This is a genomic window from Permianibacter fluminis, assembly GCF_013179735.1.
Lineage (GTDB): Bacteria > Pseudomonadota > Gammaproteobacteria > Enterobacterales > Permianibacteraceae > Permianibacter > Permianibacter fluminis.
In genome coordinates, this window is sequence record NZ_JABMEG010000001.1 from 937772 (window position 1) to 963444 (window position 25673).

24 protein-coding genes are annotated in these 25673 nt (G+C 59.0%); 13 read left to right on the plus strand and 11 right to left on the minus strand.

The features are described from left to right. Positions 1 to 76 precede the first annotated feature (76 nt). The 4 genes from HPT27_RS04135 (at position 77) to HPT27_RS04150 (ending at position 3265) form a co-directional block, all read left to right on the plus strand. On the plus strand, positions 77 to 916 hold the full coding sequence (locus HPT27_RS04135; protein ID WP_172239363.1) for a divergent polysaccharide deacetylase family protein: 840 nt from the start codon (positions 77 to 79) through the stop codon (positions 914 to 916). Between the two features lie 243 nt (positions 917 to 1159). Beyond that, the gene (locus tag HPT27_RS04140) at positions 1160 to 1930 is read left to right on the plus strand and encodes a DUF2884 family protein (RefSeq protein WP_172239367.1); all 771 of its coding nucleotides are present in this window, start codon (positions 1160 to 1162) and stop codon (positions 1928 to 1930) included. 337 nt (positions 1931 to 2267) lie between these two features. Further along, positions 2268 to 2693: an organic hydroperoxide resistance protein gene (locus HPT27_RS04145; RefSeq protein WP_172239370.1), complete on the plus strand. Its 426-nt coding sequence runs from the start codon at positions 2268 to 2270 to the stop codon at positions 2691 to 2693. Positions 2694 to 2788: 95 nt separating this feature from the next. Further along, positions 2789 to 3265, plus strand: a complete 477-nt coding sequence (locus tag HPT27_RS04150; RefSeq protein ID WP_172239373.1) for a MarR family winged helix-turn-helix transcriptional regulator — start codon at positions 2789 to 2791, stop codon at positions 3263 to 3265. Positions 3266 to 3357: 92 nt separating this feature from the next. Here HPT27_RS04150 and HPT27_RS04155 read toward each other — a convergent pair whose 3' ends face one another. From HPT27_RS04155 to ubiK, 4 genes are all read right to left on the minus strand, one after another. Further along, positions 3358 to 3882, minus strand: coding sequence for a porin family protein (locus HPT27_RS04155; protein ID WP_172239376.1), 525 nt, complete (start codon positions 3880 to 3882; stop codon positions 3358 to 3360). A gap of 139 nt (positions 3883 to 4021) precedes the next feature. Further along, positions 4022 to 6043 (minus strand): UvrD-helicase domain-containing protein, encoded by a 2022-nt coding sequence (locus tag HPT27_RS04160; RefSeq protein ID WP_328820151.1) that lies wholly within the window; start codon positions 6041 to 6043, stop codon positions 4022 to 4024. Between the two features lie 670 nt (positions 6044 to 6713). Then, on the minus strand, positions 6714 to 8222 hold the full coding sequence (locus tag HPT27_RS04165; RefSeq protein ID WP_172239379.1) for a YifB family Mg chelatase-like AAA ATPase: 1509 nt from the start codon (positions 8220 to 8222) through the stop codon (positions 6714 to 6716). A gap of 197 nt (positions 8223 to 8419) precedes the next feature. Next, the gene (gene ubiK / locus HPT27_RS04170) at positions 8420 to 8671 is read right to left on the minus strand and encodes a ubiquinone biosynthesis accessory factor UbiK (RefSeq protein WP_172239382.1); all 252 of its coding nucleotides are present in this window, start codon (positions 8669 to 8671) and stop codon (positions 8420 to 8422) included. 92 nt (positions 8672 to 8763) lie between these two features. Here ubiK and HPT27_RS04175 point away from each other — a divergent pair, with 92 nt between their 5' ends. The 4 genes from HPT27_RS04175 to HPT27_RS04190 all read left to right on the plus strand — a co-directional run bounded on the left by HPT27_RS04175 (position 8764) and on the right by HPT27_RS04190 (position 12633). Continuing rightward, positions 8764 to 9240, plus strand: coding sequence for a DUF4124 domain-containing protein (locus HPT27_RS04175; RefSeq protein ID WP_172239385.1), 477 nt, complete (start codon positions 8764 to 8766; stop codon positions 9238 to 9240). Positions 9241 to 9357: 117 nt separating this feature from the next. Then, positions 9358 to 11250 (plus strand): biosynthetic arginine decarboxylase, encoded by a 1893-nt coding sequence (gene speA / locus HPT27_RS04180; RefSeq protein ID WP_172239388.1) that lies wholly within the window; start codon positions 9358 to 9360, stop codon positions 11248 to 11250. Positions 11251 to 11386: 136 nt separating this feature from the next. Next, positions 11387 to 11683 carry a hypothetical protein gene (locus HPT27_RS04185; protein ID WP_172239391.1) on the plus strand — a complete coding sequence of 99 codons (297 nt, stop codon included), beginning with the start codon at positions 11387 to 11389 and terminating at the stop codon, positions 11681 to 11683. 203 nt (positions 11684 to 11886) lie between these two features. After that, a complete protein-coding gene (locus tag HPT27_RS04190; RefSeq protein ID WP_172239394.1) occupies positions 11887 to 12633 on the plus strand; it encodes a class I SAM-dependent methyltransferase in 747 nt (248 codons plus the stop codon). Between the two features lie 136 nt (positions 12634 to 12769). Here the strand turns inward: HPT27_RS04190 and HPT27_RS04195 are convergent, their stop codons facing one another. Together HPT27_RS04195 and pepQ are read right to left on the minus strand one after the other, a co-directional pair. Next, positions 12770 to 13588, minus strand: coding sequence for a hypothetical protein (locus HPT27_RS04195; protein WP_172239397.1), 819 nt, complete (start codon positions 13586 to 13588; stop codon positions 12770 to 12772). Positions 13589 to 13761: 173 nt separating this feature from the next. Continuing rightward, a complete protein-coding gene (gene pepQ, locus HPT27_RS04200) occupies positions 13762 to 15075 on the minus strand; it encodes a Xaa-Pro dipeptidase (protein WP_172239400.1) in 1314 nt (437 codons plus the stop codon). Positions 15076 to 15495: 420 nt separating this feature from the next. On the opposite strand from pepQ, the gene fadB reads away from it, so the two are divergent. After that, a complete protein-coding gene (gene fadB, locus HPT27_RS04205; RefSeq protein WP_172239403.1) occupies positions 15496 to 17643 on the plus strand; it encodes a fatty acid oxidation complex subunit alpha FadB in 2148 nt (715 codons plus the stop codon). A 124-nt stretch (positions 17644 to 17767) separates the two neighbouring features. Continuing rightward, complete coding sequence (gene fadA / locus HPT27_RS04210; protein WP_172239407.1) at positions 17768 to 18931, plus strand: acetyl-CoA C-acyltransferase FadA; 1164 nt, start codon at positions 17768 to 17770, stop codon at positions 18929 to 18931. A 77-nt stretch (positions 18932 to 19008) separates the two neighbouring features. Here the strand turns inward: fadA and HPT27_RS04215 are convergent, their stop codons facing one another. Next, complete coding sequence (locus HPT27_RS04215; protein ID WP_172239410.1) at positions 19009 to 19293, minus strand: YdcH family protein; 285 nt, start codon at positions 19291 to 19293, stop codon at positions 19009 to 19011. Positions 19294 to 19491: 198 nt separating this feature from the next. Here HPT27_RS04215 and pdxH point away from each other — a divergent pair, with 198 nt between their 5' ends. The 3 genes from pdxH (at position 19492) to HPT27_RS04230 (ending at position 21512) form a co-directional block, all read left to right on the plus strand. Next, on the plus strand, positions 19492 to 20130 hold the full coding sequence (pdxH, locus tag HPT27_RS04220) for a pyridoxamine 5'-phosphate oxidase (protein WP_172239413.1): 639 nt from the start codon (positions 19492 to 19494) through the stop codon (positions 20128 to 20130). A 72-nt stretch (positions 20131 to 20202) separates the two neighbouring features. Next, the gene (locus tag HPT27_RS04225; protein ID WP_172239416.1) at positions 20203 to 20475 is read left to right on the plus strand and encodes a hypothetical protein; all 273 of its coding nucleotides are present in this window, start codon (positions 20203 to 20205) and stop codon (positions 20473 to 20475) included. A gap of 65 nt (positions 20476 to 20540) precedes the next feature. Continuing rightward, the gene (locus HPT27_RS04230; RefSeq protein ID WP_172239419.1) at positions 20541 to 21512 is read left to right on the plus strand and encodes a GGDEF domain-containing protein; all 972 of its coding nucleotides are present in this window, start codon (positions 20541 to 20543) and stop codon (positions 21510 to 21512) included. A gap of 55 nt (positions 21513 to 21567) precedes the next feature. Here the strand turns inward: HPT27_RS04230 and HPT27_RS04235 are convergent, their stop codons facing one another. The 4 genes from HPT27_RS04235 to HPT27_RS04250 all read right to left on the minus strand — a co-directional run bounded on the left by HPT27_RS04235 (position 21568) and on the right by HPT27_RS04250 (position 25645). After that, entirely contained in the window at positions 21568 to 22380 is an 813-nt protein-coding gene (locus HPT27_RS04235; RefSeq protein ID WP_172239422.1) for an alpha/beta fold hydrolase, read from the minus strand. Positions 22381 to 22463: 83 nt separating this feature from the next. Next, complete coding sequence (locus HPT27_RS04240; RefSeq protein ID WP_172239425.1) at positions 22464 to 22880, minus strand: SRPBCC family protein; 417 nt, start codon at positions 22878 to 22880, stop codon at positions 22464 to 22466. A gap of 570 nt (positions 22881 to 23450) precedes the next feature. After that, positions 23451 to 23774: a YheV family putative zinc ribbon protein gene (locus HPT27_RS04245; protein ID WP_328820160.1), complete on the minus strand. Its 324-nt coding sequence runs from the start codon at positions 23772 to 23774 to the stop codon at positions 23451 to 23453. Then, complete coding sequence (locus tag HPT27_RS04250; RefSeq protein WP_172239431.1) at positions 23711 to 25645, minus strand: ATP-binding cassette domain-containing protein; 1935 nt, start codon at positions 25643 to 25645, stop codon at positions 23711 to 23713. The genes HPT27_RS04245 and HPT27_RS04250 overlap by 64 nt, the downstream gene beginning before the upstream one ends. Between the last annotated feature and the right edge of the window lie 28 nt (positions 25646 to 25673).

Here is a 25673-nt window from a genome sequence, read left to right on the forward strand (position 1 = left end):
TTGACAGTCGACATGGCAAATCGCTGTCGCTGCTGCTTACGTTGGCGCCAGCATGGCCGGTGAGCGGGACGTCATCATGCGCCGGCTGAAATCACCGCGCTGGCGCTGGCTTTGCTGTCTGCTGATGTTGCCGACGCTGGCGCTGGCGCAGAACCCGCGTATCGCCATCCTGATCGACGACATGGGCAACAACCGTGCGCTCGATGAGCGCGCGCTGGCACTGCCCGGTGCGGTCAGTTACGCCTTTTTACCCTACACCAGTTTTGCGCCATCGCTGGCGCGCGCCGCGCACGCGCGCGGTCGCGATGTGCTGCTGCATGCCCCGATGGAGTCAGAAGAAAAACTGCAACTGATGGGCCCCGGTGCGCTGACCATGGCCATGAGCGAGCCGGATTTGCGCGCGCAGTTGCGCAAGAATCTGGCCAGCATTCCGTTTGTCAGCGGCTTCAACAATCACATGGGCAGCGTGCTGACCCGCGACCCGACCCGCATGAGCTGGTTGCTCGACGAAGCAAAAACGCAGGCGGTTTTTTTCATCGATTCGCGCACCACGAGTCATTCCATTGCCGGGACAACGGCGCGCCGACTTGGCGTGCCGAGTATCGGCCGCGATGTCTTTCTCGATCATGACGACAACCCCGCCGCCATCGCGCGCCAGTTTGACTACTTGCTGAAGCTGGCGCGTCAGCGCGGTCATGCCCTGGCGATCGGTCATCCGCGCCCGGCTACCCTGCAGGTGCTAGAGCAGCGCCTGGCCACGCTGGCGGATGCCGGCATTGTGCTGGTGCCGGTGTCGGGCTTGTTGCAGCGTGTTGTGGTCGAGCCCTGCCAGACCGATCCGGCATCGAGCTGGTCACATCTGCTGTTGGCCGGTCAACGCTGGTTGTCCTGCCAGCAGACTACCGCCAAGCCCTGAACGGGCGGCGCTTCGCTTTCGCCAGTCTTTCTCGCCGTTGCCATCGGTCATTTACATCCGCTGACATTCCGCCACCGTCCGTCATCAGTCGCTGCGTTACAAAGCCACTACGTCCTGCATTACAAAGCCCAGTGCATGTCGCGTTTTACCTTGCGGGCACCGCCGCAAATCCGCGACCGCATTGATCGGACAACAGGCATTGCCACGATGGCCGTGCCAGCACAGCGCAAACAGGAGGGGTCCATGAAACGGATACTGTTGACGGCAACCGCAGCCGCCCTGATGACGGCCACTGCCCAGGCTCATGAACTGAAAACGCACGATCACAGCTGCAATGTCGATCTGCAATACGCCATCAGCCTCGATAATCGGCAAGTCACCCTGACCGATGACGGCAGCGAGTTTGCCCTGGCCAATGGCGAGCTGCGCCACAATGGCAAGGCGATCGCACTGAGCAGCGCCGACCAGCAGCAACTGCGCCGTTACGAAGACGGATTGCGCCAGCTGGTGCCGCAAGTCAATGCGGTGACCCGGGAAGCGCTGGCCATTGCCGGTGAAGCGACCGAATTTGCTTTCGCCACGCTGCTCGGCCCGGACCATGAATCGGTCAAGGAGATGCGCGGCAAGTTCGCCAACCTGACCAGTGAGATCGGCAAGCGCATGGACGACCGGCATCTGCCGTCGCGGGCCATGAGCATGCAGGACGAAGACTGGAACATCGCCGGCGGTGGCGCGTCGCTCGGCTGGTCAGTGCTGAGCGCCAGCACCGCCATTGTCGGCAAGGCGATGCATGCCGCGTTTGACGAGGAATACGCCAAACAGTGGCAAGCCCAGCTGGACCAGATGGAGCACGATCTGGACCAGAAAGTCGAAGCCCGGGCCGAGCTGTTGGAAGCCAAAGCTGAGTCGCTCTGCGCCAACATGACCGAGCTGGAAAAAATCGAAACCACGTTGGCGGCCAGCAACCCGGCACTGAAGCGTTTTGATGTGGTCCGGCTGCGGGCCGAACACTGATAACTGAAAGCCGAAGTCTGAGCACTGAATACCGAGCACTGACCACCGTCCGACCAAGGCCCGCCCAAAAGCCACCGTGAGGTGGCTTTTGGCTTTTACCGGCCGTAGCCAATCAACCTGAACAAATGCACTAGTACCGGTCGATACCGGGTTTGTGCATTAATCACCCAATAACAATTTGCATACAAAACGTTTGCAGGCGTACTATGCCGCCATCCGAACCCGTTATCGGTTTCCCCTCCGACCCCACTGTGGCAATCCGGGGCCGGGTTGACGGGATACCGGGCCGGTGCCTTTTACTAACCCGATTCACCTACCTCATCGCAGGAGTTACACCATGTCCGTTCAAGTTCTCTATACCGCCGAAGCCACTGCCGTTGGTGGCCGCGAAGGCCAGATCAAATCCTCCGATGGCGTGCTCGAAGCCAAGCTGGCCCTGCCCAAGCAACTGGGCGGTCCGGGCGGCGCGGCCACCAACCCGGAGCAATTGTTTGCCGCCGGCTACGCCGCCTGCTTTGAATCGGCGGTGCGCTTTGTTGCCCGCGAACAGAAGGTCGCGCTGACCCAGACTGCGGTCACCGCCAAGGTCGGCGTCGGTCCGCGTTCGGCCGGTGGCTTTGGCCTGACCGTTGCGCTCAGCGTGTCCTTGCCGGGCGTTGACCGCGCTGTGGCCGAAGGCCTGATCAAATTCGCCCACGAAAACATCTGCCCGTACTCGCATGCCACACGCGGCAATGTCGACGTCAGCATCGCACTGGCCTGAGCCACGCGGAAGTCGAGCATCGCAACTGGCCGCGCCGTTACAATCGCGGCCAGTTGCTGTTCCTGATCGGCCTCGCGCCATCGTGAGTTCTCATCATGCCAAGCCGTAAACCCGCTGCTGATTCTGCGGTCGCTGTCGCGGACGACTGGCTGCGGCTCGACGCCCAGCTTTGCTTTCGTCTTTATGCCGCCTCGCGCGGCCTGACCCGCTGCTATCAGCCGCTACTCGATGCGCTCGGCCTGACCTATCCGCAATACCTGGCGATGCTGGTGCTGTGGCAGCGCGACGGCATCACCGTCACGGATCTGAGCGAGCAACTGAAGCTGGACCCGAGCACGATGACGCCACTGCTGAAACGTCTGGAATCGGCCGGCTGGGTGTCGCGGCAACGGCGCAAGAGCAATGAGCGGGAAGTCGAGATTGCGCTGACCGAGGCCGGTCGCGCCCTGCGCACACGTGCCCTGTCGGTGCCGCCGGCCGTGATGCAGGCCACCGGCTTGTCGATGACGGAGGCAGAAACTTTGCGGAGTTTGCTGGATAAACTGATGCTGCAGCTGGATAACTCTGGCTGATTTCGGCAGCCGCCGATTTTCAAATCGAAGATGCTTTGTTCGACAGGCAAAAACGCCCGCGGCAGCGGGCGTTTTCATGACGACTGTTCTGCTTAGAAACGAACGCCAAGGCCAAAATTGATGCTTGAGGCATCCGCATCCTCAACTTGGACCGATTCGTATTCAATCTTGATGCTGGCATGTGAACCGGCGTTGATATTCAGGCCAAACCCCATCAACAGATCATCGCCTTCTTCCGTATCGGTGCCTTCACCATCGACAAAGACATCCACTTTCCACATCGACAAGCCCAGCTTGCCAAACACGCTGATGCTATCGTTCAACGGTGCCGCGCCGATCAGCGCAAAGTTGGTGGCTGAGAATTCTGCATCAAACCAGTACGTGTCCCAGCCATCGTAGCCATTGCTGCTGTACTTACCATACTTGCCGTGGGCAAGTTCAAAACCAAAATTCTCACTAACCATGTGATTCAAAAACAGCTTGTAACCATTGTCCAATCCATCGCTTTCAATTTTGGCTTTGGTCATTTCAACGCCAATCGTGGTTTCTGCAGCGACTACTGGGGCAGCCAGTCCTGTTACAAGAAGCGCTGCCAACACTGCTGAGAGTTTACCCATTTATATATTCCTGGTTTTCGATACTGAACAGTTAGGAAAAATCCGAACCGCGGTTCGGCGGCGAACTGTAGGTAGGGTTGTCTGGCTCGTCAAGTTCAATTACATGACTGACGATGCCAACGCGCGTGAAGAATGGTTTCTAGTCGTCCAACAAGGCTTTCAGCGCGGCCAGCTTTTCATTCCGTACCTGTTCTTTTTCTTCCGCAGTTGCGTTCTTGGCGTTGTCCCACTTCAGATCGTCAACCGGCAGCTCGGCCAGAAACCGGCTTGGCTCGCAGCGGATGGTTTCGCCGAAGCGTTTGCGGGTGGTGCAGAGAGTAAAGGTCAGGGTTTCCTGGGCGCGGGTGATGCCGACGTAGCAGAGCCGGCGTTCTTCTTCGATGCTGTTTTCTTCGATGCTGGTGCGGTGCGGCAGCAACTCTTCTTCCATGCCGACCATGTAGACGTGGGGATACTCCAGACCTTTGGCGGCGTGCAGCGTCAGCATCTGCACTTCGTCAGCGTTTTGCTCGTCTTCGGCGCTGCGCTCCAGCATGTCGCGTAACAGCAGTTTGTTGACCGCTTCGTCGAAACTAATTTTGGCGCCGTCTTTCAGTGAACGCTCCAACCAGCTCAGTAATTCCTGAACATTCTGCCACCGGCCTTGCGCGACTTTCGGGCTACTGGCTTGTTCGTACAGCCAGCCTTCGTAGCCGACGGCGCGCAGCAATTCGTTGATTGCCACAATGGCATCACCTTTACGGCAGGCCTCACCATAACGGCCGATCAGATCGCTGAATTGCCGCAACGCTGTCAACGGCCGACCGCTCAGTTCGGTCTCGAGGCCCAGTTCCCGGCAAGCGGGCAACAGCGTGCGATGTCGGCGCTGGGCGTAGGCGCCGAGTTTTTCGATGGTGCTGGCGCCAATCTCGCGCCGCGGCACGTTGACGATGCGCAGAAACGCCGCGTCGTCTTCGTCATTGACCAGCAGTCGCAGATAGGCGAGTACGTCTTTGATCTCGGCTTTGCCAAAGAACGACTGACCACCGGACAGCTTGTACGGCACCTTGCGTTCAATCATGGCCTTTTCAAACAGCCGGGCCTGATGGTTGCCGCGAAACAGAATGGCAAACTGGCGCCATTTCAGGTTGCCGCGCATTTTCCGCATCATGATCTCGTTGACCACGCGCTCGGACTCGTCTTCGTCGTTGGCGCAGTTCATTACCCGCAGCGGTTCGCCGAATTGTTTTTGCGACCACAGCGACTTCTCGAACATGTGCGGGTTGTTGGCGATCAAAGTGTTGGCGCATTTCAGGATGCGGCCGAACGAGCGATAGTTCTGCTCAAGCTTGATCACTTCCAGCTTGGGGTAATCAGCTTTCAGCTGATTCAGGTTTTCCGGATTGGCGCCGCGCCAGGCGTAAATGGATTGGTCATCGTCGCCGACCACGGTAAACGCCGCTCGATCACCGGCCAGCAATTTGACCAGCTCGTACTGGGCGCCGTTGGTGTCCTGGTATTCATCGACCAACAAATAGCGAACCTTGTGCTGCCATTTGTTGCGGATGTGATCTTCTTCGCGCAGGCAAACGGCGGGTAGCAGGATCAGATCGTCAAAATCGAGTGCATGACAGGCGCGCTGGGTGCGTTGATAAGCCGCATAAGCTTTCGCTGCCAGGGTCTCTTCGGCATCCTTGGCGGCCGTGAGCGCTTGCTCGGGGGTCAGCAGCGCGTTCTTCCAGTTTGAAATCAGCATGCGCAAGCCGCCGAGCACTTGCTTGTCGACCTGATTCAGGTTGGCGGCATCGCGCAGCATCGCCAGCGAATCGTCTTCATCAAGCAAGGTGAACGAGGACTTCAACTGCAGCGCTTTGTGTTCGTGCCGAATGAAGGTCAGGCCGAGGGTGTGGAAGGTCGAGACATTGAGCTGGCCGGCGGTTTCACCCATCAGGCGGGCGGCGCGCTCTTTCATTTCGCGCGCGGCTTTGTTGGTGAAGGTCACCGCGTAAATGGATTCCGGTGCATAGCGCAGCGAATTCACCAGATGCGCCAGCTTGTGCGTGATCGCCAGTGTTTTGCCGCTACCAGCGCCGGCCAGCACCAGCAAGGGGCTGTGGACGTGGCGAACCGCTTGCTGTTGGGCGGGATTCAGCGAATTGAGGGAACTGGCGGGGGCGGACACGAGCAACACATCTCAGGACAACCAACAACGGGCCGGCATTGTAACGGTTGCTGCTGCGCTGTCGGACCTGAATGGCGAAAAAGCCGCGAGTTTGCCGCCGGTGCCGGGCGATTGCGGCTGGCACTACCGTGTGATCGGGAAGCGCTGGTTCGCTACCCAGGAAACGACCCGTCCAGAAAACGCGCGACTCAAAAAGTGAGCACTCCAGAAAACAGGCCTACCAGAAAAACCAACGGCGCCCTGAGGCGCCGTTTAATTCAGCCAACTGGCTGAGTTGCAATATCGACCAATTGTAATTGGTTCAAGCTTGTATAGGCCCTTGCCAGTAACCATGCGCAAACAATGTGGAGACCGGCAGGGTCAGGCCAGCACAGCGAACGCGGAGCGTATCCGGTTCACGAACTGATTCCTTGATAACCTGAACTGGCATCCACGGCAGCAGCGCAATCGGTTTGTAACGATACAAACCCGGTTGGCACGGGAAGCTACGTTGTGTTGTCACAGCATCCATCCTCCATGTGACGTTACAGCAATCCCCCCATCGTCCCGGGGGGTGCGGAGTGTAAGGCAAGGGCAATGCCAGCCCGCCTCACTGTCAGAAAATTTGTCGCTCATTTGGCAATAAAAGCCCGATCTGTAAAATCTGGCGAAACCGCCAAAACACTAAACCTTACCCAAGTGCTTGTTGCAGGCGCTCCAGCCGTCTGTAGCTCAGCGCCTCCAGCAAGTGTGCACGCCCAATATTGTCACTTTCTGACAAATCGGCGATCGTTCGCGCCACCCGCAGAATTCGGTGACACGCACGTGCCGACAAACCCAGTTTGTCCATCGCCTGTTCAAGCAAATGGCTGTCATCGCTGCTCAATTCGCAATGTTTCAGCAAAGCCTTGCTGGCGAGCTGGGCATTGACCTGACCGCGCTTTTGTTGCCGTTCACGCGCAGCGAGCACTTGCTGTTTCACCTCGGCGCTGGCGGTTTCCTCGACCACTTCCCGGCCCAACAAAGCTGCCCGCGGTACCGGTGGCACTTCGACATGCAGATCGATGCGATCCAAAAACGGCCCCGACAGTTTGTTCAGGTAGCGGCGCACTTCCAATGGCGAACAGCGGCAGCGGTCGGCGTTGCCGTAATGGCCGCAGGGGCAGGGATTCATCGCCGCGACCAGCTGAAACCGGGCCGGAAATTCGGCTTGGGCCGCAGCGCGGGAAATGGTCACTTTTCCGCTTTCCAGCGGCTCGCGCAGCACTTCCAGCACATGCCGATCGAACTCTGTCAGCTCATCCAGAAACAACACGCCGTGGTGCGCCAGCGAGATTTCGCCCGGTCGCGGCGTGGCGCCACCACCGACCAGCGCGACCGCCGAAGCGGTGTGATGCGGCGACCGAAACGGCCGCCGGCGCCAGTTGCCGGCATCGAGGCCCTGCTGGCTAACCGAGGCAATCGCGGCGGCTTCCATGGCTTCATGATCATCAAGGTCGGGCAGGATGCCGGGCAGGCGACTCGCCAACATGGTTTTGCCGGTGCCTGGAGGGCCGATAAAGAGCAGATTGTGGCCGCCTGCTGCGGCGATAGTGAGGGCTCGCTTGGCTGTGGCCTGACCGCGGACATCGGCCAGATCAGGATGGCTCGCCGTGGCGGCCAGCGCCACCGGTTCGGGCTCTGGCAACCGTTGCTGCCCCGACAGATAGGCGCACACCTCCAGCAGATGCCGAGCCGCCAGCACGTCACCGCCGGCAAGGCTGGCTTCCTGGGCGTTGGCCGCCGGCAGCGCCAGTTTGCGGCCGGCGGCGCGGGTGGCCACTGCGACCGGCAACGCGCCGCTGAACGGTCGCAGTTCGCCGGACAGTGCCAGCTCGCCGATAAATTCGTGCTGTTCCAGCTTGTCGGCCGGGATTTGGCCGGTCGCGGCCAGAATGCCGAGCGCAATCGGTAGATCAAAGCGGCCGCCGTCTTTCGGCAGATCGGCCGGTGCCAGATTGACCGTGATGCGCTGGGCGGGGAATTCAAATTTGGCGGTCAGCAGCGCCGAGCGAACCCGGTCCTTGCTTTCCTTCACCGCCGTTTCCGGCAGGCCGACGATGCTGAAGCCGGGCAAGCCCGCCGACAGATGCGTCTCGACGACCACCTGCGGTGCTTGCACGCCATAGCCGGCGCGAGTGAAGACCAGTGACAGACTCATGCGCATCCCTGTGCAAAAACAACGTGAGCGGAGGCAATGCCAAACGGGCGGACCGGCCATCCTGACCGGAGTGCTTACTGTAGGAGGTGGCGGGCGACAGCGGCTATGGCCGATCTCGCAAAGCGCTGTCGGCAATCGTCACCCGAAACCGTTCCGGCGAGCGGGTGTTGTCGCCCACTCGCTGCGTTTCTGGCCGCTTAGCTGTCGCTGTCGCGGGCTTTCAGTGCCGCCAGCTCGGCTTCGAGTGCGTCGAGTTTTTCCCGGGTCCGGGCCAACACCTTGACCTGGGCATCGAACTCCTCGCGGGTGACCAGATTGAGTTTGCCGAACTGGGCCGTCAGCAAGGCGCGAAAATTCTGTTCGGTTTCCGCTTGCATGGCCTTCAGCTGTGGCGGCAGGCTGTCGCCCAAACGGCGGGCCAGATCGGCAATGGTCTGTGCGTCTATCATGGTGGCATTCAGGTAGCGGTCGGCAGGCGGCCAGTTTAGCGGACTTCGGTCCCCGGCTGGGCCAGCGACCCACCAACAAGCAGGAGCAATGAATGGTCAGGCAGAACCGAGTCCGGTTGGCAGTGCTGTGTTTAGCAATCGCAACGCTGTCCGCGGCAGCCGGGCAGATGTATCGCTGGGTCGACAAGGACGGCAAGGTGCATTACAGCGATCAGCCACCGCCGGCGGACGCCAAACAAACCGCGCAGATGGCGACCCCGGTTGCCAGCGAGCCGCAGGAAGGTAGCAGCAACGAAACCGCGGCCGAACGGGCCGAACGGATGCGCAAAGCCGCCGATGCCATCAGCGCCGACCGCAGCGCCCGGCAAGGGAACAAGGCCGAAAACGCCGCCAACCGGGCCAAGCAGGAGCAGGCCTGTGCCAGTGCCAAAGCCGAGCTGGAGAAGTTCAACAACGCCAACCTGAAGTTCATGCGTGATGAAAATAATCAACGCCGCGAGATGAGTGACTCCGAGTACCAACAGGTCGAGGCGGCGCTGAAGGCCGAGGTCGAAAAATCCTGCCGATAAACGGTGGCCGGCAGGCCGAAAAAACCGGTAACACCCCTTGGTGATTCTGCATACAATGCGCGCCTCTTTTCAGAGGTGCCATCTTCCCGGAGACGCCTTTTCCCGAGGATAAAGGTCATGACTGACCCCGTCGTACAGCAGGCGCGAGCCATCTACAACATCCGTCAATGGAGCGCCGGCTACTTTGACATCAACAGCCAGGGTCAGGTGGCGGCACTGCCGCGCCGCGGCGATATCAACAATGGCATCTCGATTCCGCAACTGGTCAACGAGGTTGAAGCCCGCGGCCTGAGCCTGCCGGTGCTGATCCGCTTCGCCCACATCCTGCACGACCGGGTCGACACGCTCTGCAACGCTTTCGGCAAAGCCATCTCCGATTACCAATATGGCGGCCATTACACCGCGGTCTATCCGATCAAGGTCAACCAGCAGCGCTCGGTCGTGGAAGAGCTGGTTCGTCACGGCGGTGGCGAGCGCTTTGGTCTCGAAGCCGGTTCCAAACCGGAGCTGATGGCCGTGCTCGGCATGCCGATGCCGAAAGGTTCGAAAGTGGTCTGCAACGGCTACAAGGATCGCGAATACGTTCGGCTGGCACTGATCGGCGAAAAACTTGGCCGCCATGTCTACATCGTGGTCGAGAAACTCAACGAACTGAACATGGTGCTGGAAGAAGCCGGCAAACTCGGTGTCAGCCCGCGCATCGGTGTGCGCGTGCGGCTGGCCTCGGTCGGCAAAGGCAAATGGGAAAGCAGCGGCGGCGAAAAATCGAAATTCGGTTTGTCGGCGACGCAAGTGCTGATGGCGGTTGAGCGCTTGCGCAATGCCGGCAAACTCGATTGCCTGCAGCTGATCCACTTTCACCTCGGCTCGCAAATGCCGAACATCCGCGAAATTCAGCGCGGCGTCAAAGAATGCGCCCGCTATTTCGGCGAGCTGCATGCGCTCGGCGCAAATATCAAGGTTGTGGACGTCGGTGGCGGTTTGGGCGTCGATTACGAAGGCACGCAAACGCGTTCGTATTCGTCGATGAATTACACCGTGCAGGAATACGCCAACAACGTTGTCCATGCGCTGGCCGAAGTCTGCAATGAAAAAGAATTGCCGCACCCGGACATCATCACCGAATCGGGCCGGGCGTTGACCGCCCATCACGCCGTGCTGGTGATGAACGTGGTCGACGTCGAACATGCGCCGGGCGTCAGTGAGCCGGAACCGGTCACCGAAGAACAGCCGAAAGTGCTGCAGGAGTTGTGGACCACCTACAACGATCTGAACGCGCGCTCGGTGCTCGAGGCCTATCACGATGCCGTGTACTTCCTTGGCGAAGCGCAGGCGCTGTACGTGCACGGTGTGATCTCGCTGCCGGAATGGGCGCGCGCCGAGCAAATCTATTTCGCCATCTGCCAGGAAGTGCGCAAACTGCTGGATCAAACCTCGCGTGCGCATGTCGATGTGCTGAATGACCTCAACGAGAAACTGGCCGACAAGTTTTTCTGCAACTTCTCGCTGTTCCAGTCGATGCCGGATGCCTGGGGTATCGAGCAGGTGTTCCCGGTGATGCCGCTGCAACGGCTGAACGAAGCACGCGACACCCGAGCCGTGCTGCAGGACATGACCTGCGACTCCGACGGCCGCATCGAGCATTACGTCGATGGCACGGATGTCGAAGCGACGTTGCCGCTGCCGGCCTATAAAGAAGGCGAGCGCTATCTGATCGGCGTGTTCATGGTCGGCGCTTATCAGGAAATTCTCGGTGACATGCACAACCTGTTCGGCGACACCGATTCGGTGATGGTCGAAACCCAGGCTGACGGCAGCTACAAACTCAGTCAGTGCGAAGAAGGTGACACCATCGCCGACGTGTTGCGCTATGTGCACTTCGAGCCGGAAACTTTGCTGCGCTCCTATCAGGAGCAGATCACCAGTAGCAATATGTCGGCCGAGCACAAGAAGCAATGTCTGGATGTGTTACGAGCTGGCCTGAGTGGCTACACCTATCTGGAAGACTGACAGACAAAACGGGCGCTACGGCGCCCGTTTTTGTTTGGGGTATTTACTCCTCCCTTTTTCAAGGAGGGGGATCTAAAGATTGGTGATATGGTTCAACCGTATATAAGTCGACACGCCAACACGGAGATAAGCACTCATGAAAGTGAACATCACCCTCGACGGCACACCGGATGAAGTCCGGGCTTTTTTTGGCTGGCCACCGCTGGCAACGCTGCAGGAAGAGTGGCTGAACAAAATGCGCGAACAAATGGCAGCGGGGGCGGATCCGTCGGCCTTGTTCAAAAGCATGATGCCGGGTGGTTTTCCTGGTGCGATGCCCGGTATGACTCCCGGCATGAGCCCGACCGCGATGTCGCCCGACCAACTGCAGAATCTGTTCGCGATGCAGCAGGCGTTTTGGCAGCAAATGAACACGGGCAAAACCGAAAAATAATCAAGATTGATGACGCAGCACGTTGTCACGGATTCCTCCTCTCCTCTAACCCCTCCCCCGCGAGTAGGGAGGGAAACCGGACCGTGCGAGCTCACGGTGCAGCATTACGGTGAGAAGCGCTTTACTAGCCCCTCTCCCCTTGCGGGAGAGGGGTTGGGGAGAGGGGGCGCCGCCCGCGCAATCGTTCACTAATCGAGTCAGCCATGACCACACCACCCGATCACTTCTCCGCCGTCGCAAAGGACTATGCCAACTTCCGGCCCGACTACCCGCCGGCGCTGTTTGATTGGCTGAAAACGCATTGCCCGAACGGCCACAGCGTTTGGGATGTTGGTTGTGGCAGTGGCCAAGCCAGCGTTGCGCTGGCCGAGCGGTTCGACACCGTGCATGCCACCGACATCAGCGCCGAACAAATCGCCAACGCGCCGCAGCGCGCCAACATTCAGTACCGTGTCGCACCAGCCGAGCAAAGCGGTTTACCCGATGCCAGCATTGATGTGGTGACGGTTGCGCAAGCGCTGCACTGGTTTGATCTGCCGCGCTTTCACAGCGAAGTGAAACGGGTGCTGAAACCCGGCGGCCTGCTGGCGGAATGGACCTACTCACCGATTCATCTGATCGATGCCACGCTCAATGCGATCCTGCAGCGATTTTATCGCGAGGTTGCGACACCATGGTGGCCACCGGGCAGAGAGCATGTCGAGAATGGGTACGCGTTATTGCCGTTTCCTTTCGAGCGCCTGCCCGATCCGGGTTTCTCAATTCAACGTGAAATGACGCTGCCGCAGCTGATGGGCTATGTCCGGTCGTGGTCGGCAATTTCGCGCTACATCAGCGCCAACAAGGCTGACCCGACCACCGCATTGGCGGCAGAGCTTGCGCAGGCAATACCGTCAGAGGAAAAAATTGCAGTTAGTTGGATGGTGAAATTGCGGGCGGGATATCGCTAAGCATTAAGGGAAAATTGTAGGGCGGAACACCCGCAGGGTTTTCAGCCGAATGTGGCGCAGAATGTCGAATGGGTGGCGGTACAGGGAAGCATGCGGCGGAAACGCTTCGCGGTTCCGCCGTACGAGTTCTGGGCAGTCATTCCTGAAAGTAATACGAATACTTTCCGATAGTAGCCACATGTTGGTCGAACAAACCTTCATCAAAGTAGTATGCGACGGCGGCGCGACATGCAAGCGCGTTGCTATACCCGGATATGGCATTTTCGTCCCGGCGTTTCATCAGGTCGGCCGACTCGACATAGAATTCACGGACGTGTTTTGGTGTCTTGCTATGGCTGAAGTAGGCGATGGCGCGTTTCGCCCATAACGTAAGTTTCTCTCTTCTTTCCTTTAGTGACGGCGCTATTGCCGGAAATTTATCCGAACAATTACTGGCCAAGTTTGCATAACCTACCATGTAGGTGTTCGTTTCCAGCATTAATTCGACATCGTCATCATCAAAATCTGATGCAAATTTCAAGTCTTCGATGATCTGTGGAAAGCTCGCTAGGGTCTGTTCGCCCAGATTTTCCGTCCTGATCACATTGAACGTTTTCTCACAGTCAGCGGCGGTGTGCCGTTCAGTCCGAGCGGCTTCCTTGCCGCCATCAATGGCCCGTTGCAACTGGTCCGTGGCCATCTCACGGATATAATCAGGAGCGCTCGGGTGCGCAGAAAATTGAGTCAAGCCATCCAGCCACGGCTTCAGCAATTCCGCAATGTCTTTGGCGCCATCCGCGATGCCTTCAACCTCAGATAGACAGTAATCGGCATTGCCTTTTAGCGTTCCTACGTATCCGGAGGCGAATGCCGCAGTTGTAATATCGTTGTCGTCATACCCAGTGGCGCCGCTGCCTGTCGAGATGAGGGGCAAAAAAACGGCAAAGAGACTTTTCATTTTGATGGTTTTTGTCACAAGCGATGCTCTATTAACTCTCAAATGTACTAGTTTCGACTTGATCTGACACCTGACTTGAAATAGGTGCCGTTGGATGGGTAAAGGTGCAGCGCACCGAAATCCATTGTCTCCGAACCAAGCAGTTTTGTTGGGTTTCGCTACACTCTACCCAGCCTACCAATGCAAAGCCGTCAAACCGCCGCAAACGCTTCCCGCGTCAAATTGCGCGGCGTGCCGTCGGTGATCAGCACGTTGTCCTCAATGCGGACTCCGCCAAACGGCTTGAACGCTTCCACTTTCGCCCAGTTCACGTGGGCGGCCTGCGGTTTGGCTTTCAGTTCATTCAGCAGCATGTCGATGAAGTAGATGCCGGGTTCGACGGTGAACACCATGTCTTTTTCGATCTTGCGGGTCAGGCGCAGGTAGGGGTGCGCGGCTGGCGGCGGGTTCGGTGTGCCTTGCGGGTCGGCGACGCGGCCGGCGATGTCGTGCACCTGGATGCCGAGCAGGTGGCCGATGCCGTGCGGGAAGAAGGTCGAGGTGATGCCTTGTTCGACCGCGCTGTCGCCATCAATCGTGATCACGCCGAATTGCTTCAGCAAGCCACCGATGGCGCGGTTGAAGGCGATGTGCAGATCGACATAGCTTTGGCCCGGGCGGACCGCATCGATCAGTTTCAGCTGGTGCACATCGAGTGCAGCGATGAGTTCAGCGAATTCATTTTTGTCGCGGGCGTAGGTGCGGGTGATGTCGGAAGCGTAGCCGTTGACATTGGCGCCGGCATCGATCAGAAACGAGCGCGACTGCGCCGGTTTCTTGCTTTGCAGTTCGGTGTAGTGCAGTACGGCGCCGTGTTCGTTCAGCGCGACGATATTGCCGTACGGCAACTCGGATTCTTTCAGACCACTGGCACGCAAATAGGCGTAGTGAATGCCAAGCTCGCTTTCGCCGGCGAGAAAGGCATCACGCGCCGCGTTGTGGGCGCGGGCGCCGATGCGGTTGGCGGCGGCGATGTTTTCCACTTCCCACGCGGTTTTCAGGCCGCGCTGCCAGTGCAGCGGCGCCAGCAGGGTTTGCGGATTGAAGGCGGCGAAACCCCAGTCGTCGAAATGCGCGCTGTCTTCACCAATGAACGCGGCCTTACCGGTCAGCTTCAACACCGATTTCGCTTCGGCCGGCGTGCGGATGACGGTGATGTCGAAATGGGCAACCCAGTCACCGCTCGGATCTTCCGGCACCACATGCCAGTAATCGAACGGCTGCAAAAAGATGAGCTGCGGCTTCTTGCCGATGCTGATCGAAACGAAGCAGCCCGGGTGGCGATCGAGCGGCAGCAGCTGCAGGAAGTTCGGGTTTGGCTTGAACGCGTAGTGGTAGTCGTCCTGGAAGGCGACTTTGGGAATGCCGGAATGGACGACGGCCTGATCAAAGCCTGAGGCGGCCAGCGCGGCCTCGTAGCGGGCCAGCACGGTGCGAAGGTGATCGGCGTACAGCGAAGGGCTCATCAAACGCTCTCATAACAAAGGCGGCCGGCAGGGCCGGCGACGCGGAAATCGGGGTGGGTTGCGACTGTACCCGATATGGCCATCCGATCGCAGCCGGACCATTACCGTCCGCGATGGCCGTGGACAGGCCCGTAGGGTGGGTCAAGCGCAGCGGCCCCACCGGCTGCTCCACGGAAAATGGCTTCGGGGAAAGGTGGCGGATCCGCTAACACTTGATCCGCCCTACCGCCGAGCCGGGCGCGCCAAAGCTCGCCAGCGCGGCAAAAGCGGCAGGCCTATAATCCAGCTTCCCTCCGCAGGGACCCCTGTCGTGATGCCTTAGGTTGACCGTTCGACTTGCATGCTGGTCGGGCCAGAGCCTACTATCGGGACCCCGCGTATTTTCCAGTCAGCCTTTCTGCCCCGGCACGGAGACCACTCATGCTGTTCCAAGGCAAATCCCTGACCTGCAATCTGTTGGACGGCGGCATCGCCGAACTCCAGTTCAATTTGCAGGACGAATCGGTCAACAAGTTCAATCGCCAAACCTTGACCGAATTGCAACAAGCCACTGCTGCGATCAAAGCAAGCAGCGCGGTCAAAGCCGTGGTCGTGACCAGCGGCAAGGATGTCTTCATTGTCGGTGCCGATATCACCGAATTCCTGAGTCTGTTTGCGCAAGGCCGCGAGCAGCTGCTCAAGTGGACCAAAGAAGCCAACGCGCTCTTCACCGCATTCGAAGATCTGCCGGTGCCGACCGTGTGCGCCATCAACGGCATCTGCCTCGGCGGCGGCATGGAAATGGCGCTGGTCTGCGATTACCGCGTGATGTCGACCAAAGCGCAAGTCGGTCTGCCGGAAGTGAAACTTGGTTTGATTCCGGGCTTCGGCGGCACGACGCGTTTGCCGCGCGTGATCGGCTCCGACAACGCGCTGGAATGGATCGCTGCCGGTTCGCAAAACAAAGCGGATGCTGCCTTGAAAGTCGGCGCTGTCGATGCCGTGGCTGATCCGGAAAAATTGCGCGATGTCGCGATTGCGATGGCGAAAGAAGCTGCTGCCGGCAAACTGAAATGGCAAGCCAAGCGCGCCCAGAAAACCGGCCCGTTGAAACTGAACAAGATGGAAAGCCTGATGGCGTTCTCGACCGCCAAGGCCTTCATTGGCGGCAAAGCCGGCCCGAACTACCCTGCGCCGATGGAAGCGGTCAACGTCGTGGAAAAAGCCGCGCGGATGTCGCGTGATGAAGCGCTGCTGGTCGAACACGAAGGCTTCGCCAACGTCGCGCTGAGCACACAAGCTGAAGCGCTGATCAGCATCTTCCTGAACGATCAAGTGGTCAAGAAAGTTGCCAAGAAAGCCGCGAAGGCCGCCAAGCCGGTCAAGCAGGCAGCGGTACTCGGCGCCGGCATCATGGGCGGCGGCATTGCCTTCCAGTCGGCCAGCACCGGTACGCCGATTGTCATGAAAGACATTCGCACCGAAGCGCTGGATCTCGGCATGCGCGAAGCCAGCAAAATTTTGCTGAAAGGCATCGAGATCGGCAAAGGCACGCCGGAGCAGATGGCGAAAACCATTGCCAGCATCACACCGACGCTCGATTACGCCGCAGTCAAGCACGCCGACATCGTGGTTGAAGCGGTGGTCGAAAACCCGAAAGTCAAAGACGCAGTGCTGGTCGAAACCGAAGCGCTGCTGCGTGACGATGCGATTCTGTGCTCGAACACCTCGACCATTTCCATCGATCTGCTGGCCAAGAACCTGAAGCGTCCGGACAAGTTCTGCGGCATGCACTTCTTCAACCCGGTGCACAAAATGCCGCTGGTCGAAGTCATCCGTGGCAGCAAGACCAGCGATGAAACCATCGCTACCGTGGTGGCCTGGGCCAGCGCGATGGGCAAATCGCCGATCGTCGTCAACAACTGCCCGGGCTTCTTGGTCAACCGCGTGTTATTCCCGTACTTCCACGGCTTCAGTCTGCTGCTGAAAGATGGCGCCGATTTCACCGCCGTCGACAAGCTGATGGAAAAATTCGGCTGGCCGATGGGCCCGGCTTATCTGCTCGACGTGGTCGGCATCGACACCGCCGTGCATGCCGCGCATGTGATGGCTGAAGGCTTCCCGGATCGCATGAAGAAGGAGTTCAAAGACTCCATCGAAGTGCTGTTCGAAGCCAAGCGCCTCGGCCAGAAAAACGGCAAGGGCTTCTACGCCTACAGCGAAGACAAGAAAGGCAAGCCGAAGAAAGATGTCGACCCGGCCACCTATGAACTCATCAAGGGTGTGGTTGCCGACAAGCGCGAATTCGACAAACAGGAAATCATCGACCGGATGATGATTCCGATGATTATCGAAACCGTGCGCTGCCTCGAAGAGAAAATCGTTGGCACGGCTGCCGAAGCCGATATGGGCCTCGTTTACGGGATCGGCTTCCCGCCGTTCCGTGGTGGCGCGCTGAAGTACCTCGACAGCGTTGGTCTGGCCAATTTCGTTGCCCGCTGCGATCAGTTCAAGGCGCTCGGCAAGCTCTACGAGCCGACCGCACAGATGCGCGAGATGGCGGCGAAAGGCGCGAAATACTATTTGTAAAACGGCCACGGCGAAACAAACGAATCGTAGGTTGGGTAGAGCGCAGCGAAACCCAACAGCGGAATGATGACCTCGGGTTGGTTGTTGGGCTTCGCAAGCTCAGCCCAACCTACGGAGAGCAAGCATGAAAGATGTCGTGATTATTGATGCCGTGCGCAGCCCGATGGGCCGCAGCAAAGGTGGCATGCATCGCAATACCCGCGCCGAGATTCTCAGCGCCCGTCTGATCGAATCGCTGTTTGATCGCAACCCGAACGTCGATCCGGCTGAAGTGGAAGATGTGCTCTGGGGTTGCGTGCAACAAACGCTCGAACAGGGTTTCAACATTGCCCGCAACGCGGCGCTGTTGACCCGTCTGCCGCATAGCGCCGGCGCGGTCACCATCAACCGTTTGTGCGGTTCGTCGATGCAGGCCCTGCACGATGCCACCCGCGCCATCAAGAACGGCGACGGTGAAGTCTTTATCGTCGGTGGTGTTGAACACATGGGCCACGTGCCGATGATGCACGGCGTTGATTTTGCGCCGCAGCTGGCGCTGGTAGCCGCGAAAGCCTCCGGTGCGATGGGCTTCACTGCCGAACTGCTTGGCAAGACCCATGGCATTACCCGCGAGCAGCAGGATCAATTCGGTCTGCGTTCGCACAAGAAAGCCTGGGCCGCCACCGTCGAAGGCCGGTTCAAGAATGAAATTGTCGCGATGGAAGGCCACGACGCCGATGGCGCGTTGAAGCTGTTCGATTACGACGAAGTGATCCGCAGCGATGCCAGCATCGAAGACATGCGTAAACTCAAACCGGCGTTTGATCCGGTCACCGGTACCGTCACCGCCGCGACGTCGTCGGCGATTTCCGACGGCGCCTCGGCGATGCTGGTGATGAGCGCCGATCGCGCCAAGGCACTCGGCCTGACGCCGATGGCGACGATCCGCAGCATGGCCGTGGCCGGTTGCGATGCCGCCATCATGGGTTACGGTCCGGTGCCGGCAACGCAGAAAGCGCTCAAACGCGCAGGCCTCACCATCAAGGACATCGATCTGGTGGAATTGAACGAAGCCTTCGCGGCGCAGGCATTGCCAGTATTGAAAGATCTGGGTTTGCTCGACGTGATGGAAGACAAGGTCAACCTGAATGGCGGCGCGATTGCGCTCGGTCATCCGCTCGGTTGTTCCGGCGCCCGCATCAGCGGCACCTTGCTGCACCTGATGAAGGCCAACAACGCCAAGCTCGGTCTGGCGACCATGTGTATCGGTCTCGGTCAGGGTATCGCGACCGTGTTTGAACGGCACTGACGGCACGCTGCCTCATCAGTGAAACAAAAACGGCCAACTCAGTTGGCCGTTTTTGTTTGCGGGCAATTTGTCGGCAATCAGTCAGCGCAGCTGCTGCCGCCACAACCGCCGCAGCAACCCTGCCGGGCCGCGCTGGCTTGCTGGTACAAGGTGTCTTTGAGCTGCACGCGGCGCAGCTTCAGTGCTTCCAGCGCGCTGTCGCCGAGATGCTCGACGCCTTCTTCGGCGCGGATGATTTGGTGATCCAGAGCGTGATATTCGTCAAAGAGCTTGGCGAAGTGATGGTCCGACAATTTGAGCTGATGAAACTGGCCCTTCAGCTGCGGAAATTCGCTGACCAATGCGTGCTTTTCGATAATCATGACCGTGTCTCCAGACCCTATTTCCTGATCAATACTTCAGGCCATAACGACTGACCCTTTGCCCAACCTAAGCCTACAGCCTATGCCGATGGCCGGTCCGCATCTTGATGCCGGTCAAACCGGCTCGCGCGGATCGGCAGGGCAGGCGTGTTGCCGCGGTCGTCCGGCGCGGTAAACTGCAGGCCCGAAGGAGGGCGCATGAGCCGAGACATAGCCAGCATTCGCAAGGACTACAGCAAGGAAGAGCTGTCGCCCGAGCAATGCCATGCCGATCCGCTGAGCCAGTTCCAGCATTGGCTGGATGAGGCCATTGCCGCGCAAGTGCCGGAGCCGACTGCGATGCATGTCGCCACGGTCGCTGCAGACGGCCGGCCGAGCGCCCGGCTGGTGCTGCTCAAAGGCATTGAGCAGCAGCGCTTCGTTTTCTATACCAATTACGACAGCCGCAAGGGCCAGCAGCTGGCCGGCAATCCCTTTGTCGCGCTGACGTTCTTCTGGCCGGAGCTGGAGCGGCAGGTGCGCATCGAAGGTCGCGCCGAAAAAGTTGCCGCGGAAATTTCCGATCGCTATTTTGCCTCGCGGCCTTACCAGAGTCGGCTCGGCGCCTGGGCCAGCCCGCAGAGTCAGGCCATTGCCAACAAAACCGAATTGATCACGCGCGCCGCCGAATACGGCTTGAAGTTCCTGACCGAGGTGCCACGGCCGCCACATTGGGGCGGCTATGCCGTCAGCCCGGAGCGCATCGAGTTTTGGCAAGGTCGGCCCAGTCGCCTGCATGATCGGGTGCAATATGTGTGGAGCAATCAGGTGTGGCAGATCAGCCGGTTGGCGCCGTGATCGCGCTGCGCAAGTGCCTAGACACGTCAGCTTTGTCTTGAAGAAAAACAACAATGCCAGGAGTGGCCCGCGATGAAGAAAAGCAAACAGGCGCAAAAAGCCCATCATCACCATCAGGAAGAAAGCCGGAAAAGCAAACTGCAGGCGCAGCTCAAGCAAGTGCGCCGTCGCCGTAACACCACCGCCGGCTTGGGCATTCTGATTTTATTGGCGCTGGCGATAGCCGAGTACGTCAGCAGCGTGCCGGCGTGGCTGTATGTCATGCTGTGGGTGATTCCGTTTTTGCTGGTGCTGGACACGGTGTATCTGAAACATTTGCGTGAGAAAATTCGCAAAGGCGCTTAAGTAAACCCAGTCGCCAATGCGAGGCAGCAGTCACTTGTTCAATCACGCGGAAAGGATGCCGTGTCATGCGCACCAGAATACGTTCGGACTTTCAGCTTGGCATTGTCACCTTGTTTGGCTTTTGCTCGGCGGCGGTCATTCTGCCGTTTGCGATCTACCGCTTTCTGACCGGCGCCATCGCGGTCGGCATTCTGGACAGCGCGCTGGTAATCAGCATTGTCGCCATGGTGCTGTACGGCTGGCACTCCAACCAGACTGAGCGCGCCGGCAAATTCTTGGTCATCATCAACTGCGTGGGCGCGCTGCTGAGTTCGGAAATGCTCGGCGTCATCGGCGTGTTCTGGATGTATGCCGCGATCCTCTCCAACTTTTTTCTGACCACCTCGCAGCGCTACGCCGCCGCAGCCACCATCACCACCTTGATCGGGCTGGCCGTACTCGGCAAAGCCTTTGATACCACCTCGCAGATGTGGTCGTTTCTGGCGACCAGTTCGCTGCTGGCACTGCTCAGTTTCATTGTCGCTTACCAGTACAAACTGCAGCGACAGAAACTGGAATTGCTGGCCACGCTGGATCCTTTGACCGGCATTCACAACCGGCGAGTGATGGTGCAGGAGCTGCAACTGGCCGTTGAAGCCTATCGCCGCAACGATATCGCGACCTCGGTGATCCTGATGGACATTGACCACTTCAAACACATCAACGACCAACACGGACATGAAGAAGGCGATCGGGTGCTGGTTGCTTTTGCTGAACTCGCCAAGCGCTTCACCCGACAGGTGGATCGGTTCTTTCGTTACGGCGGTGAAGAATTTCTGTTACTGGTGCCCGGCGCAGATGAGCAAGACGGCTGCGCCATCGCCGAGAAAATCCGTAGCCACGCCGAGCAGGATCTCGGCGCCAAGATCGGTCGCATCACCGTGTCATTGGGCGTTGCCGTGCTGCGTCGTGATGAGAGCTGGCAAAGCTGGGTTGCGCGCGCCGACAGCGCGCTCTATCGGGCCAAAAGTGCCGGCCGGAATCGGGTGGTTTCGTAAGCTACCGGTCTGGCCCGTTGCGTTGTCGAAACGAGCGGGATTCGGTCAACGGCAGCTACCCCTGCAAGACAATTTTCGGTAACGATGCCAACAGACAAGAGTAGTGCGAGAGCCCGGGCAGAAGGTTCACTGGCGCGGCCGATTTGATGCTGGCCTGCAGGACCTCGGCCATCGCAGCTGGTGACCAGTTGTCAGCGTCACCCTGCCAGAGTTGAGTTGGTGCGCGGATCTCCGCCAAGGATTGCTGCCAGGGCTGGACGTAAGCGTGGATATCGCGCAGATAGCCGGGCAAGCGCGGGCGATCAAACGCGGTGCGCAGGACATCGACAAGCTCGGCGCGAAACGCAGGATCCGTCACCAGGTTGCGGTCAGCCGCCACGGCATTGGCAAACAGCAGCTTGTACAAGGCGCCAGGTGCGCGGCGCGCCAACATCGCTTGCCACAGCGTTAACCACTTGAACAGCAGCGGCCGCGATTGCGCCAGCGCAAACACCTGCTTGCCGGCCATATGTTCAAGAAAGGCTCCGCTTTCAAGCGGTGCGGCCGCAGACACCAGTTGCAGGCTGTGAATTGGTCCGGTCAGATGCCGGCTGGTTTGCAGTGCTACGAACGCACCGATGGAAAAGCCGACGAGCATCACTGGCCTGCCGGCCGCGTGCGCCGACACCAAATCCGCCAGCCGGTGAAAGTACGCCTCACCGGTCAACGTGTGGTCCAGCGCAAAGCGATCAATGCAGAGGAAATCAAACTCGTTTTCGTTGCTATACGGAGCGAGTGCGGCCACCTCGGCAGCTGCACCCGGTACGCCATGAAAATAAACGATGACGGCGCGTTGCTTACGCGCCGCAGGCTGAATTCCCGCCACCATCTTGTTGTGCTCGTGTGCGGCCGAAAGTCCGGCCGCCGCTACGGTAGCATTGATTCGCCTGAGCAGTCAGTGCGTCGGTAGCCTTATGCCAGTTGCCGGGCATGGGCGATAAAGGCCGCTGTTTGCGCGGGCGCGTCCTTGATCTGATTTTCCGCGACAATCTTGCGCCAGAAAAAGCTCAAGGGTCCGCGTACCGACACCGACATATGAATCCGGGTTTCACCGGCAAGCTCACGGTACTCGTGCACGGTGGTCATCTTGGCGCCAAACAAATGGGCCGTATCAACCAGCCGATACGGCGCTAGCTCATCAATGCTCATGCGTACCCGCGGGCCGCCTTTTGGCTTCAAAGTGAATTCGACGCCGGTGGCTGGCGCACCGTTGATCTCCGTGGCTTCCAGACCGACATCCCACTGTGGCCACCGGGCAATGTCCTGAACGGCGCGATAAAGCTTTTCGGCACTGACATCGGTTGTGCTATTGAATTGTCCTTGCCACATGGGGCTCATCCTGTTTTGTTATCGAGGCGCGCAGGATACGGCAGCTCGCCCGCGATCAGGAATTTGCTGCTGACAGCTGTGTGTCAGCAGTAGCTAGCTCTTGGCTCTCATCCAGATTTGAATGGCTGATACGACTCAGACGGTGCGCGGCCACCCTTCGTGTGAAGGCTTCGCGAAGGCTATGCCGAAGTTGTTGAACAAACGCTATCGTGCAGAGGCGCGATACGCAGAAAAGTAATATGGCACCGTAACGCCAAACGCAAAAAAACTGAACCCAGAAACCAAAGCCATCTGCCGTTCCGCAACATATGCCACATAATTGATAGCGTGTTGATGGCGACCGGAATTACGATTGCCAATATCATGGAGCCGAACAGCAATTTACCGGATGGCGACGCAAAGTCATCCATCGCGTACGAAACGCCAGAAGCGATACCTGTTATCGCCAAAAGAACGCAAATGATTATCAGGGTCGCCGTGTGAAACGCCGAATACGCGATCAATCCTTTCATTGAACCATTTTTGCTATGGAACGCCGTTTAATAAGCAATGCTTGGCGCGCAGCAGGCGCTAGTTAGCTTTTTTCGGTGCCGGATGAAAAGTCAGCACCTGCTCCAGCGGCCCAACACTTGCTGGCGTTTTTGGTTTCGCTACCGCTGCGACCGGTTCTGGCTGCGCTTCAGCTTCCTTGTGGCCGCACTTCACGCATTCATAGAATTTCTGTTCGTTGATGCGGTACATCACGATCTTGTCTTCCAAGCCGCAAGCCGGGCATTTGGCACCGGCAATAAAACGGCGTGGCGTTGGCTTTGCTGATGGTGGGGTGTCGTTCATACCAGTTCTGCCTCCTGCGCCTTGACCAGTTCTTCCAGCGCTTCGGATTGCAGCATCCATTCTTCTTCGACTGCGGCCTGCTGTTTGCGCAGGCTGGCTTGCTCATCGAGCAGTTTTTTCAGCTTGGCTTTCTCGCTGTCGGCGTAAATGGCACTGTCGGCCAGTACGACGTCAATTTCCGCGAGCCGACTGCTGGCCTGCGTCAGCTGCTTGTCGAGCTGCTGGATTTTTTGCTGCAGCGGTTGCCGCAGTTTGCGTTGCTCGGCTTCGATGCGCTTGCGATCTTTCCGATCGATGGCCGGGCTGGCGTTGCCTGTTGTTTTTCCGGCCGCACTCGCGGTGACGTCGTCCGGCTTCAACAGCCACTTGGCGTAGTCTTCCAGATCGCCGTCAAAGGGTTCGGCCCGGCCATTATCGACCAGCCAAAATTCATCGCAGGTGGCGCGCAGCAGATGGCGATCGTGCGAGACCAGCACCAGCGCGCCTTCGAAGCTTTGCAGCGCCTCGGTCAGCGTTTCCCGCATGTCGATGTCGAGGTGGTTGGTCGGCTCGTCGAGCAGCAGCAGATGCGGTTTTTGCCAGACCAGCAGCGCCAGAGCCAGCCGGGCCTTTTCGCCACCGGAAAAAGGAGCCACCGCCGCCAGCGCTTTTTCGCCGGCAAAGCCGAAGCCGCCGAGAAAATTGCGGAAGCTTTGCTCCGGCACCAGCGGATCGAGTTGACGCAAATGCCAAAGCGGTGACTGATCGAGTCGCAGGGATTCCAGCGTGTGCTGGGCAAAGTAGCCGATGCGTAGCTGATGACCGTCCTGACGTTCGCCGGTCAATGCTTTCAGCTCATTGGCCAGAAAGCGGATGAAAGTTGATTTGCCAGCGCCATTGCGGCCGAGCAGGCCGATGCGATGGCCGGCCATCAGCGTCAGCTTGACATTGCTCAGCACGGTTTTATTGCCGCCCTCTTTCAACGGATAACCGAGCGTGACCTCGCGACAACTGAGCATCGGCGTCGGCATCCGTTCCGGTGCCGGAAATTCGAATTCGATGGCGCTGTCACGATCGATAGGTGCGCTCATGGTCAGCTTTTCCAGCGCTTTCATCCGGCTCTGCGCTTGCTTGGCTTTGCTGGCCTTGGCCTTGAAACGGTCGACAAAGCTTTGCAGATGCGCGCGCGCCGCCTGCTGCTTGGCAAAGGCTTGCTGCGCTTGGCTCATTCGCTCGGCACGCTGTTTTTCGAAACTGGAATAGTCGCCGGTGTATTTGTTCAGCGTCTTCTGTTCGACATGAACAATGTGACTGCAGATACCGTCAAGAAATTCGCGATCGTGGGAAATGACGATCAAGGTACCTTGCCAACGCCGCAGGAAATCTTCCAGCCAGATCACGGCATCGAGATCGAGGTGGTTGGTCGGCTCGTCGAGCAACAGCAGATCGGAGCGGGTCATCAGTGCTTGCGCCAGATTGAGCCGCATGCGCCAGCCACCGGAGAACGACCGGATCGGCTGCTGATGGCTGTCAGATGGAAAGCCAAGACCGACCAGCAATTGCGCGGCACGCACCGGGGCGCGGTAGGCATCGATGGCGTCGAGTTTGCCGTGCAGACGGCCAATGGCCATACCGTCGTGACGATCTTCGGCGGCGGCCAGCTCGGCTTCGGTCTGACGCAGTTCGCGATCACCGTCGATCACGTAATCGAGCGCGCTGCGCTCGATGGCTGGCGTTTCCTGTTCGGCCCAGGCCAGACGCAAATTGTTCGGCAACTGCAGCTCGCCGGCGTCCGGGGCAATTTCGCCGCGCAGCAACAGCAACAGGCTGGTCTTGCCACAACCGTTGGCACCGATGAGGCCAACATGCTCGCCGTCGTGCAGGCTAAGGTTGACCTCATGCAGCAGCTCGCGGCTGCCACGGCGCAGGGAAAGATTGGAGAGTGTAATCATGGCGCGCATTTTACCTGCAGCGGCGGTC

Bases quoted from the DNA above. Each gene is read 5' to 3' on its own strand.
- HPT27_RS04135 (WP_172239363.1), top strand. From the start codon at position 77: ATGCGCCGGCTGAAATCACCGCGCTGGCGCTGGCTTTGCTGTCTGCTG.
- HPT27_RS04140 (WP_172239367.1), top strand. From the start codon at position 1,160: ATGAAACGGATACTGTTGACGGCAACCGCAGCCGCCCTGATGACGGCC.
- HPT27_RS04145 (WP_172239370.1), top strand. From the start codon at position 2,268: ATGTCCGTTCAAGTTCTCTATACCGCCGAAGCCACTGCCGTTGGTGGC.
- HPT27_RS04150 (WP_172239373.1), top strand. From the start codon at position 2,789: ATGCCAAGCCGTAAACCCGCTGCTGATTCTGCGGTCGCTGTCGCGGAC.
- HPT27_RS04155 (WP_172239376.1), bottom strand. From the start codon at position 3,882: ATGGGTAAACTCTCAGCAGTGTTGGCAGCGCTTCTTGTAACAGGACTG.
- HPT27_RS04165 (WP_172239379.1), bottom strand. From the start codon at position 8,222: ATGAGTCTGTCACTGGTCTTCACTCGCGCCGGCTATGGCGTGCAAGCA.
- ubiK (WP_172239382.1), bottom strand. From the start codon at position 8,671: ATGATAGACGCACAGACCATTGCCGATCTGGCCCGCCGTTTGGGCGAC.
- HPT27_RS04175 (WP_172239385.1), top strand. From the start codon at position 8,764: ATGGTCAGGCAGAACCGAGTCCGGTTGGCAGTGCTGTGTTTAGCAATC.
- speA (WP_172239388.1), top strand. From the start codon at position 9,358: ATGACTGACCCCGTCGTACAGCAGGCGCGAGCCATCTACAACATCCGT.
- HPT27_RS04185 (WP_172239391.1), top strand. From the start codon at position 11,387: ATGAAAGTGAACATCACCCTCGACGGCACACCGGATGAAGTCCGGGCT.
- HPT27_RS04190 (WP_172239394.1), top strand. From the start codon at position 11,887: ATGACCACACCACCCGATCACTTCTCCGCCGTCGCAAAGGACTATGCC.
- pepQ (WP_172239400.1), bottom strand. From the start codon at position 15,075: ATGAGCCCTTCGCTGTACGCCGATCACCTTCGCACCGTGCTGGCCCGC.
- fadB (WP_172239403.1), top strand. From the start codon at position 15,496: ATGCTGTTCCAAGGCAAATCCCTGACCTGCAATCTGTTGGACGGCGGC.
- fadA (WP_172239407.1), top strand. From the start codon at position 17,768: ATGAAAGATGTCGTGATTATTGATGCCGTGCGCAGCCCGATGGGCCGC.
- HPT27_RS04215 (WP_172239410.1), bottom strand. From the start codon at position 19,293: ATGATTATCGAAAAGCACGCATTGGTCAGCGAATTTCCGCAGCTGAAG.
- pdxH (WP_172239413.1), top strand. From the start codon at position 19,492: ATGAGCCGAGACATAGCCAGCATTCGCAAGGACTACAGCAAGGAAGAG.
- HPT27_RS04225 (WP_172239416.1), top strand. From the start codon at position 20,203: ATGAAGAAAAGCAAACAGGCGCAAAAAGCCCATCATCACCATCAGGAA.
- HPT27_RS04230 (WP_172239419.1), top strand. From the start codon at position 20,541: ATGCGCACCAGAATACGTTCGGACTTTCAGCTTGGCATTGTCACCTTG.
- HPT27_RS04235 (WP_172239422.1), bottom strand. From the start codon at position 22,380: ATGGTGGCGGGAATTCAGCCTGCGGCGCGTAAGCAACGCGCCGTCATC.
- HPT27_RS04240 (WP_172239425.1), bottom strand. From the start codon at position 22,880: ATGTGGCAAGGACAATTCAATAGCACAACCGATGTCAGTGCCGAAAAG.
- HPT27_RS04245 (WP_328820160.1), bottom strand. From the start codon at position 23,774: ATGGATGCTGCAATCCGAAGCGCTGGAAGAACTGGTCAAGGCGCAGGA.
- HPT27_RS04250 (WP_172239431.1), bottom strand. From the start codon at position 25,645: ATGATTACACTCTCCAATCTTTCCCTGCGCCGTGGCAGCCGCGAGCTG.